The organism is Streptomyces torulosus, assembly GCF_001419765.1.
GTDB classification, from domain to species: domain Bacteria; phylum Actinomycetota; class Actinomycetes; order Streptomycetales; family Streptomycetaceae; genus Streptomyces; species Streptomyces torulosus.
Window position 1 is genome coordinate 1 of record NZ_LIRK01000112.1, and the last position, 9,570, is coordinate 9,570.

Sequence of the window (9,570 nt, forward strand, 5' to 3'; positions counted from 1 at the left end):
CCTTCGTCGTTGTCACCGGTTATGGCTTAAGGCTCGAACTTGTAGCCGAGGCCGCGGACCGTGACCAGGTATCTCGGGGCGCCCGGGTCCGGTTCGATCTTGGCGCGCAGGCGCTTGACGTGGACGTCGAGGGTCTTGGTGTCACCCACGTAGTCGGCGCCCCAGACACGGTCGATGAGCTGCATACGGGTCAGCACGCGACCCGCGTTGCGCAGCAGCATCTCGAGCAGGTCGAACTCCTTGAGGGGGAGGTCGACCTTGGAGCCGGAGACGGTGACCACGTGACGGTCGACGTCCATACGGACCGGACCGGCCTCCAGCGCGGCCGGGGTGACCTCCTCGGGCTCGCCGCGGCGACGCAGTACGGCCCGGATACGGGCGACGAGCTCGCGCGAGGAGAAGGGCTTGGTGACATAGTCGTCGGCTCCTATTTCCAGGCCCACGACCTTGTCGATCTCGCTGTCCTTGGCCGTGACCATGATCACCGGGACGTTGGAGCGGCTGCGCAGCTGACGGCAGACCTCGGTGCCGGGCAGACCGGGCAGCATCAGGTCGAGGAGGACGAGGTCGGCGCCGTTGCGCTCGAACTCGTCGAGTCCGTCGGGCCCGGTGGTCGCGATCGCGACCTCGAAGCCCTCCTTGCGGAGCATGTAGGACAGGGCGTCGGAGAAGGACTCCTCGTCCTCGACGACGAGCACTCGGGTCACGGAAGGACCTCCGGGGCGGGATGCGATTCGTACGGGGATGACTCGGTGTGCGGTTGTCCGTCCTCGTCGTCGAGGTCCGGGTGGTGCGTGGCGCGGTCGCGGGACGCGCCCGCCTCCGGCAGCCTGAGGGTGAACGTGGAGCCCTGGCCTTCGGAGCTCCACACCGTGACCTGCCCGCCGTGCGAGGCCGCCACGTGCTTGACGATCGCGAGTCCGAGACCCGTGCCGCCGGTCTGGCGGGAGCGGGCCGGGTCCACGCGGTAGAAGCGCTCGAAGATGCGCTCCTTGTCCTTGTCGGAGATGCCGATGCCCTGGTCGGTCACGGAGATCTCGATGAGGTCCCCGCCGGGCGCGGACACCCTGCGCGCGGCGATGCCGACGCGGGTGCGGGCCGGAGAGTAGTTGACGGCGTTCTCGACGAGGTTGCCGAGGGCCGCGGCGAGCTGGCCGCGGTGGCCCCAGACCTTCAGCGCGGCGGTGCCGCCGGCCGCGATGGTGATCTGCTTGGCGCCGGCCTGGTGGCGGCAGCGGTCGACGGCCTCGGCGACCAGCTCGTCCACCCGTACGGGCTCGGCGTCCTCCAGCGGGTCGTCGTTCTGCACGCGGGAGAGGTCGATGAGCTCCTGCACCAGGTTGGTGAGCCGGGTGGCCTCGATCTGCATCCGCCCGGCGAAGCGTTCCACCGCCTCCGGGTCGTCGCTGGCGCCCATGACGGCCTCCGAGAGGAGGGACAGGGCGCCGACCGGGGTCTTCAGCTCATGGCTCACGTTCGCGACGAAGTCGCGCCGTACCGCCTCTATCCGGCGGGCCTCGGTGAGGTCCTCGACGAGGAGCAGCACGAGCCGGGAGCCCAGCGGCGCGACGCGCGCGGAGACCGCGAGGGCCTCGCCGCGCCCGGTGCCGCGCCGGGGCAGATCCAGCTCGACCTGCCGTATCTCCCCGTCGCGGCGGGTGTCGCGCGCCATCTGGAGCATCGGTTCGATGGCGAGCTTCCCACCGCGGACCAGCCCCAGGGAGTAGGCGGCGGAACTCGCCTTGACGACGCCGTCGCCCTCGTCGAGCACCACGGCGGAGGAGCGGAGCACGGAGAGCACGGTGTCCACGCCGGGCGGCAGCACCGGATCGGTGTGCAGGGAGGTCCTGGTCGGACGCTTCTGCTCGCGCTCGCTGAAGCGGAACGCCAGCATGGCGATGACACCGGTGAGTACACCGGCGATCGCTGCCGCTGCGGCGACCGCCGCGTTCACGTCCATGCATCCAGGTTAGGCACGAGGTCGGACATCCCCACAGCACTCGAAGGGCGACCTCGAACACTCGTCGCCCAGAGTTCACCTTGGAGCCAGTGATGGTTCATTTGGGATGGCGGAAACGGACGCGTACGGGTCGGAACGTGGGAGCGTGGGGTTCATCCGGGCCCCCCGGGCCGGCATCCGCTCCGGCCCGGCGGAACGGCGGCCGCGCCTTCGCACGGGCACGGCGGCCGGAGATGCGACGGCACGGCACGGCTTCCACCCGGAAGCGGAACCCGTCCGTCGCCGACAGGGCGGTACGGCTTCCGGGGACGGAGGACGCCATCGCCGGGTGGTGGTACGGCTTCCAGGCACGGACGGCTGCGGGCACCACCAGGTGGTGGCACGGCTCCGGGCACGGAGGGCGGCCATCGCCGAGGGCGGTACGGCTTCCGTGGACGGACGGAGGGCGGCCATCGCCCAGGGGCGGCACGGCTTCCGGAGAATGGGAGCACGACCGTCGGTGTGGCGGCACGGCTTTCGGGCACGGCCTTTTCGGAAACCCACGAGCAGACGCACGTAAGAGAGGGACACCCTGATGCGGGACGCGTACCACGAGGAACTTGACTCGATCGGTGAGGGCCTGGTCGAGATGGCCCGACTGGTGGGGTCGGCGATCGGACGCGCCACGACGGCGATCCTCGACGCCGACCTGAAGCTGGCGGAGAACGTGATCGAGGCCGACCAGAAGGTCGACGACCTCCAGCACGACCTGGAGGCCCGCGCGATAGCGCTGCTGGCCCGGCAGCAGCCGGTCGCCACGGACCTCCGTATCGTCGTGACCTCGCTGCGCATGTCCGCCGACCTGGAGCGCTCCGGCGACCTCGCCCAGCACGTGGCGAAGCTCACCCGGCTGCGCTTCCCCGAGCGGGCGGTCCCGCGCGACCTCCACGCCACGATCCTGGAGATGGGCCAGCTCGCGCAGCGGCTCATGGCCAAGGCCGCCGAGGTCATCATCACCAAGGACGTCGACCTGGCGCTCCAGCTGGAGCAGGACGACGACGCGATGGACCTCCTCCACCGCACGCTCTTCCAGCACCTGATGGACGACCGCTGGAAGCACGGCATCGAGACCGCCGTCGACGTCACCCTCCTCGGCCGCTACTACGAGCGCTTCGCGGACCACGCGGTCTCCGTCGCCAAGCGGGTGGTGTACCTGGTGACCGGCGAACACGCGGACGAACTGCAGGCCGACATCCAGCCGGTGACGGGGGTGGAGGGGGCGTAAGGCCCGAAGGGCTGAGGGCACGAGGGTCTGAGGGTCTGAGGGTCTGAGGAGGCGCTCGGAGGTCACGGGGCGCCCGGCGGTTTGGTGGGCGCGGCGCGTGGCTGCTCTTGAGGGCGTGCGCGCCTGGTGGGAGGGGCGTGCGGGCCTGGCCGAGGGTGGGCGCGTGGCGCCTCCGCTGGGCGTACGGACGCCTCTGTGCGCCGTTGATGCGCCCGGCTGAAACGTCATGCAATGGGGCATCCAATGGGCACAGGCACCAGCCTTCGAGGAGGGACCATGGCCGAATCCCCCGCCAGCCCCAGTACGCCCGACCCGACACAGACACGGGACACCCAGCAGCCCGCCGACATCAAGTCCCTGCCCCTGTTCGGCGCCTGCGGCTGCGGGTCCGGCTGTGGATGCGGGTGCCAGTCCGGCAACCCGTGCCAGTGCGGCTGAGCGGCAGGCGGCCGCGCTCGTACGGGTGAGGTGTGAGGAACGAGGGGCCTGTCCCATGGACGGGCCCCTTCCCTTTTCCCCGCTCGCTTCCCCGCTCACTTCGCCGCTCACTTCTCCATTCGCTTCTCCGTTCGCCTCTGCTCTCTTCTCCTTCGAGCCCGCGCGGCCGTACCCGAATGGGCGCAGCATGGAGGTACGTACGGACGGCCAGGACAGAAGGAGGTGCGAGGCCATGGCGAAGTTCATGGACGTCCACCACGGGATGAAGGGCATCACCGCCGAGCAGCTACGTGCGGCGCACCAGGCCGATCTCGACATAGAGAGCGACGAGCGCGTCCACTTCGAGCGCGCCTGGGCGGACCCCGAGTCCGGCACGGTCTATTGCCTCTCCGAGGCGCCCTCCGCCGAAGCGGTCCAACGCATCCACGAACGCACCGGCCACAAGGCGGACGAGGTACACCCGGTGCCGCTGACGGTCTGACCCGAGCAGCCGCAGTCGGCCCGGGCCGAGCCGTGGCGTGGCGAGGCGAGGCTGCGTGGTGGCGAGGCGAGGCTGCGTGGTGGCGAGGCGAGGCTGCGTGGTGGCGATTCTCGGCCACTGTTCGGCGGCGTGCGCGGCTCCTGGTCAGGGCCGGGACGGCCCAGGCGCCCGCCCCGCCCGCGGCCTCGGACCGGCCCGGAGTCGCCAGCCGCCGTCCCACCCGCGCGCCGCACCCGTACCCGCACCGGCGGGCCTGGGCCCCAGATGTTGTGGCTGGGGCCCGGATGTCGAGGCTGGAGTCCCGGATGTCGAGGCTGGCCGATCTCCGTTCATCCGCCTCCCCGCGGCCGAAGCCATCCGGGATCATGAGGCATGCGTCCGGATGACTGGCACCTCACTGAAGACGTCGACGAATTCCTCGGGCGAGCCGGAGAGTTCCTGCGCTCGCGCCCCGCCCTGCACACCACACAGCTCTCGGTGACGGAGAAGCTCCGCACGCTCGGGGCGGCCGCGTACGAGGGCCGGTTCCCCGTGTTCGGCCGACTGGAGCGAGGGGGCGAGGTCGAGGCCACGTTCTACCGCTTCCCGTCCCGCGGTATGAACGTCACGTCGCTCACCCCGGAGCAGGCCGACAGCCTCGCGGCCCGCCTGACTGCGATGGACTGGGCCCTGCCGTCCATCACGGCTGACGAGGACACGATCGCGGCGTTCACGGAGGCGTGGCAGAGGCGCACGGGCGCGACGGCGGCGAGCCGTGTCCGGCTCCACCTGTACCGGCTGGGCACGCTCACGCCACCGGACCCGCACCCGGAGGGCCGGGGCCGACTCGTGGGCGAGGAGGACCAGGAGCACCTCATGCAGTGGTGTCGTGAGTTCGCGGCGGACGTCGAGGAGGACGTCACGATCGACGCGGCGACATGGGCGAACACCCGCTTCGCCGAGAAGCACTACACGTATTGGGAGGCCCCGGGCGGCACCCTCGTGTCCATGGCGGGCGTGAACCCGATGGTCGCCGGCATGGCCCGGGTGGACCCGGTCTACACCCCGGCCCACCTCCGCGGCCGTGGCTACGGGGCGGCGGTGACGACGGAGGTGAGCCGAGCCGCCCTGAACGCGGGCGCCACGGACGTGGTCCTCTACACCAACGCGGCCAACCCCACGAGCAACGCCCTCTACCAACGCCTCGGCTACGTCCGCCTCACCGACATCGCGGTACACGACTTCACGTACGCCACCTCGTAGGGTCAGGCACCTCGCCGAAAACTCCTGGACCGCGAACGAATCCGCGCCCCAGGGGCTTTCAGGCATCAGAGGGCCGCCGGAAAGCTCCGTGGCCCGGGGGAATGTGATGTACGGAGGACTAGAGCCGGTGGGGCTGGGACGCAAGGGAGCACGACGCATCGTGGTCGGCGGAACGGCCTACCGATGGCGGCTAAGGCGTAGGCCCACGTACTTCCAGGCGCTTGCATGGACGCCATGCACGTTCGCGGTCGAGCAGGCAGACGCTCGGGGAACGATCCTCGTGGTGAACACCGCCCAGCCGCACCCGAGCAACTGGTTCGGCCGCGAGGCACACCCTGTACTACCGTCCGACGTGGCCCACGCCATCGAACTCGCCCTCAACAGAGGCTGGACCCCGACAGAGCCGGGCTCCCCGTTCCTACTCGACCTGTCCGCCGGCTTCACACCGTCGCCCTGAACGACGGCCGATGGCCTAGATGATGATGATCACGAAGCGGGCTTCATCCCGTGCACAAGAGTCTGGCACGCCTGCACGAACAGCAACGGAACCGCCGGTAGGGGGCTTGTTGGTCCTGCCTACTTCTTCTTGCCCTGGGTCTGGTGGGCCCGTTTTTTGGCCCTGGTCAGGGTGCTAGCTGTCCCAACTGACCTGCGGCCGCCCCGGCGTTGGTGGTCGTTGTCTGTCGTCGTTGGTCGTCCTCGGAGGTGCCAGAGAGGTTCCGGGACTTGGCCGTTTCGTTCGGATCACCGAACCCTTGGCATGTGAGGGTGCTCGTCGAGTGCGGCGCCTCCTGCGGCCTCTGTAGCCTGGCTGCGCTGTACGTCGGGGGGAGCTGACCGTGGAGAACATCCTGGCCGTGGCCATAGGGGCCGCTATCGGACTCATAGGGGCGGTGTTCGGTTCGTGGTTCACCGCGCGCCGGCAGGATCGCATGTGGCTCCGCGAGCAGAAGCTCAAAGCCGGGATCGGCTTCGACACGGCCGTGGTTCAGCTGCTGGACTACCTGAAGGAATCACAGCTGAGTGGCGACGGTCCCGGAGCCAATGAGTTGGCGAACCAGATGCAGGAAGCCCGCTCGGCCCTCTACCTGCTCTGTGCCAGCGACACCGTCGATCTCGCCGATGCTCTCGCGCGTCGGGTCTGGAGCACCCGGCCCACCGACGGCAGGGACGACCGCCGAGCCGAGTTCCGAGAGACGCTGGACCTCCTGCGTCGCTTCACCCACCAGCTCCGGCAAGAGATCGCCAGATCGTAGTCCCCACCGTGTCCGGGCTGACCCACGGGCCTGGTCCGATTGTCGCTTGTCGCTTGTCTTGTCACTTGTCGGCTCGCAGGTCAGAGCCTGCTCCGGGCTCTCCCGCAGTGCGGTCCCGTCTTGGCACGACAAGCGACAAGACAAGCGAAAGGGCATGAGCGGTGCCGGCAGCCGCTTGGTCCCGGATCCCCCTTTGCCTTGCTGCGTTCGGCCAGTAGCTTCCGCAGTATGGAGAACACCCAGAGCGCCCCGGCCGAGCCTCGCGCTGAGCCGTTGTGGAGGCTTTGGTGCGGCGGATGAATGCAGAGGACGACGACCCTGACGCCTTTACTCCGCCCTGACACCCTCTGACAGTCAGGAGCCCTCTGACACCCGAACCCCTAGGCAAACGCGGGTGTCACCCGCTCTGACACCTGACACTGACACTCTTTGACACCCGGCCCTGACACCCTGCCCGTACGCGTCCGAGGACGGCAGTCCAGGCCGGAGGACTCCGGCCCCCCGCCTGGAATGCCGTCCTCGGGGCCTTCCAAGGGGCAGACGGCGGACCAGCGGGCGCCGTCGGGTCTCTACCGCTCCGGGGGCTGCTGGAGGCTTTTCCGCAGAGGCAGGACGGCCGTGCCCATCGCGCTCCTGCCCCCTGCCGGAAAAGCCGTCCCTCCTCCCACTACTGGAGAGTTGAGGAAAACCAGCGTCCGCAGCGTCCGCCGGTCCTCTCTTGCCGCCTCTGACCTGCACTGTTCCTGTGGACGCTAAACAAAATGTGTAGCATCCGTCAGCGTCCGCAGCGTCCGGCCACCCTCCGCTACTAAGAGCCCGTTTTCGCAGGTCACGGCCCGCTCGTAGTAAGGGTCGGGTGCGGAAGAAGAAATTTTGCCGTGTCCATTGCAGGCGGGGTAGAGCTGGGCCGCCCTCACTCGTCGGCCACGCTGGCAAGACCGCCGCCGAGCAACACAGCCCACACCCGCAAGGCCATCAGCTTGGGAAGCTAAGGGCATCTAGCGGCATGCGTCTGGCACGAGTCACTCATCCTCGCACCTCTCCAAGACCAGGCTTGCGGAACCCTCTTCAAGTCCGTTGTTCTCCTCCAGATGGAGATGGGCGCCGTCCGGGGTGCCGTCCTGGGCCAGTGTGAGGAGGTGGCCGGCCAGGGTTTTCAACCCGGCTGCGTTGGCCTCAATGACGATCTCGCCGCCCAGGTTGCGGACCTCGATGCGTGCGCCTGCCTCCCACGTGAAGACTCTGGTGGTGCCGTCGGTCACCACACTTACGTGAGTGGTCGTCGATGGAGCAGCGCTCGGTTCAGGGGCCATACCCAAGCTTCGCGTACTCAGGAACCGTCAGACACCGAGAGTGCACGCTTTCCAACTGTGGTGGTGGGGCGGTGGGGTGCGTGCAGGGGCGTTCACCTGCTTGCGCGGCGGTCGGCACCGTAACCGAGCGTGCCTCCGTCCGCGCTTGTCTGGGGCTGTTCGCCAGCGTTTTCACGCAGTTGGACACTCACCACCGTGGGACCGAGTCATACCGAGTGCGCGCCTGCCATAGAAGGTGCTCGGCTCCTGGGCGGCATCCAGTGGCAACTGCGGAGACTTGCGCAGTCGGGCCGTACAACCCTGGAGGGGCCCCAGGAGTCTTGTGGGCAGTCTCGATCTTCCTAGTGGGGGTTGCATCACTGTGCGTGTGTGCAGCATTTCGGCCGTGACGGCGCTCGCGGTCGCTCTCAGTTCCGTAGCCCTTATCGGTTCGGCCGCGGGCCCTGCTGTCGCGGACAGCAGTGCCGAGCTGCCCATCACGTCCAGCGGCGACATCATTGTGGACGGCGTTCACCAGCGGGTCTTTATCAGTGACCCGTCGGGAGGCAAGGTCGTTGCCACCGACTACAACGGCACCGTCATCGGGACGATCACCTCGCTGCCGCAGGCTGACGGCTTGGAGCTTTCCGCCGACTCGGCAACGGTCTACGTCGCCGTGCCGGGAACTGATGAGATCGTGGCCATCGACACGGCGACGGTCACCGAGACTGGGCGGTACGCGACGGGTGACGGCACAGATCCGCAGCACCTCGCGCTCGCGGGCGGCAAACTTTGGTTCGGCTATGGCAGCGTCGGGCACGGCAACATCGGCTCTCTCGACCTGTCCGGCGGGCAGACGCAGGTTTCGCTCGCCCAAGATGCCGACGGGACGTGGAACGACGCTCCCTTGCTGGATTCGACACCCGGCGCTCCCGACACCCTGGCGGTCGGCTCGCGCCAGTACTACTTCGCCCTCGGCATCTATGACGTGTCGTCCGGCACGGCCAGCCGGACCGCGTTCCTCGGCGGGCAGGACGCAGCCATCGGCAACACCGCGGAGGACCTGGCGCTCACCCCGGACGGCACAGAGCTCGTGGTGGCCCCCACAGCCGGCGACTTCCAGCAGGTCTATCGGACCTCCGACCTGTCAGAGACCATCAGGTATCCGAGCAGCTACTGGGAACAACGGTCGGTGGATGTCGCGCCGGACGGCCTCGTCGCGGGGGGCACTGACACTTACGCCTCCTTCAACCGCCCCCACGTGTCCATCTACAAGCCGGGTAGCACGACGCCGAGGCGGACCGTCAACTTCACCGACTACCGGAATGGAATCGCCCAAGAGACCCTGCTCGACCACGGCGACCTCGCTTTCGCGCCCGACAGCAGCCGACTCTTCGCGGTCACACACGACCTCACCAACAAGTACCGCCTGCGCGTCGTCACCGACCCCGGCAAGGCTGTCACCACCATCACGGTGAACGCCCCGGCGACGGCCGACCGTGCCAAGTCGTTGACCGTCTCCGGCAAGGTCACGAACACGCTCGGGCTGCCCGCGGGTACCACCGTCGCGGTCACCCGGACCGACCTGGAGTCCCCGAACGGCAAGGCGCTCCCGGCCGCGACGGTGGTACCCGCGG

General features: G+C 68.8%; 10 protein-coding genes. 7 read left to right on the forward strand and 3 right to left on the reverse strand.

What is annotated here, in order from left to right:
- Positions 1 to 26: 26 nt before the first annotated feature.
- A complete protein-coding gene (gene phoP, locus AOK23_RS08630; RefSeq protein ID WP_033322296.1) occupies positions 27 to 707 on the reverse strand; it encodes a two-component system response regulator PhoP in 681 nt (226 codons plus the stop codon).
- The gene (gene phoR / locus AOK23_RS08635; protein ID WP_055712161.1) at positions 704 to 1,960 is read right to left on the reverse strand and encodes a two-component system sensor histidine kinase PhoR; all 1,257 of its coding nucleotides are present in this window, start codon (positions 1,958 to 1,960) and stop codon (positions 704 to 706) included. The genes phoP and phoR overlap by 4 nt, the downstream gene beginning before the upstream one ends.
- Before the next feature lie 574 nt (positions 1,961 to 2,534).
- On the opposite strand from phoR, the gene phoU reads away from it, so the two are divergent.
- The 6 genes from phoU to AOK23_RS08660 all read left to right on the forward strand — a co-directional run bounded on the left by phoU (position 2,535) and on the right by AOK23_RS08660 (position 6,641).
- On the forward strand, positions 2,535 to 3,224 hold the full coding sequence (gene phoU, locus AOK23_RS08640) for a phosphate signaling complex protein PhoU (RefSeq protein ID WP_055712162.1): 690 nt from the start codon (positions 2,535 to 2,537) through the stop codon (positions 3,222 to 3,224).
- A gap of 276 nt (positions 3,225 to 3,500) precedes the next feature.
- Complete coding sequence (locus AOK23_RS48380) at positions 3,501 to 3,662, forward strand: hypothetical protein (RefSeq protein WP_169800283.1); 162 nt, start codon at positions 3,501 to 3,503, stop codon at positions 3,660 to 3,662.
- A gap of 232 nt (positions 3,663 to 3,894) precedes the next feature.
- A complete protein-coding gene (locus AOK23_RS08645; RefSeq protein ID WP_055538819.1) occupies positions 3,895 to 4,143 on the forward strand; it encodes an SCO4226 family nickel-binding protein in 249 nt (82 codons plus the stop codon).
- 372 nt (positions 4,144 to 4,515) lie between these two features.
- Entirely contained in the window at positions 4,516 to 5,385 is an 870-nt protein-coding gene (locus AOK23_RS08650) for a GNAT family N-acetyltransferase (RefSeq protein WP_055712163.1), read from the forward strand.
- 283 nt (positions 5,386 to 5,668) lie between these two features.
- A complete protein-coding gene (locus tag AOK23_RS51615; RefSeq protein ID WP_338056445.1) occupies positions 5,669 to 5,842 on the forward strand; it encodes a hypothetical protein in 174 nt (57 codons plus the stop codon).
- A 382-nt stretch (positions 5,843 to 6,224) separates the two neighbouring features.
- Positions 6,225 to 6,641 (forward strand): hypothetical protein, encoded by a 417-nt coding sequence (locus AOK23_RS08660; protein ID WP_055712165.1) that lies wholly within the window; start codon positions 6,225 to 6,227, stop codon positions 6,639 to 6,641.
- Between the two features lie 1,022 nt (positions 6,642 to 7,663).
- Here AOK23_RS08660 and AOK23_RS08665 read toward each other — a convergent pair.
- A complete protein-coding gene (locus AOK23_RS08665) occupies positions 7,664 to 7,903 on the reverse strand; it encodes an Imm32 family immunity protein (RefSeq protein ID WP_055712166.1) in 240 nt (79 codons plus the stop codon).
- Between the two features lie 436 nt (positions 7,904 to 8,339).
- Here AOK23_RS08665 and AOK23_RS08670 point away from each other — a divergent pair.
- Positions 8,340 to 9,570 (forward strand): YncE family protein (locus AOK23_RS08670; RefSeq protein ID WP_420823692.1); only part of this gene is annotated, 1,231 nt, incomplete at its 3' end.

Excerpts from the sequence above, each read along its gene's own strand:
- phoR (WP_055712161.1), bottom strand. The coding sequence starts at position 1,960 with ATGGACGTGAACGCGGCGGTCGCCGCAGCGGCAGCGATCGCCGGTGTA.
- phoU (WP_055712162.1), top strand. The coding sequence starts at position 2,535 with ATGCGGGACGCGTACCACGAGGAACTTGACTCGATCGGTGAGGGCCTG.
- AOK23_RS48380 (WP_169800283.1), top strand. The coding sequence starts at position 3,501 with ATGGCCGAATCCCCCGCCAGCCCCAGTACGCCCGACCCGACACAGACA.
- AOK23_RS08645 (WP_055538819.1), top strand. The coding sequence starts at position 3,895 with ATGGCGAAGTTCATGGACGTCCACCACGGGATGAAGGGCATCACCGCC.
- AOK23_RS08650 (WP_055712163.1), top strand. The coding sequence starts at position 4,516 with ATGCGTCCGGATGACTGGCACCTCACTGAAGACGTCGACGAATTCCTC.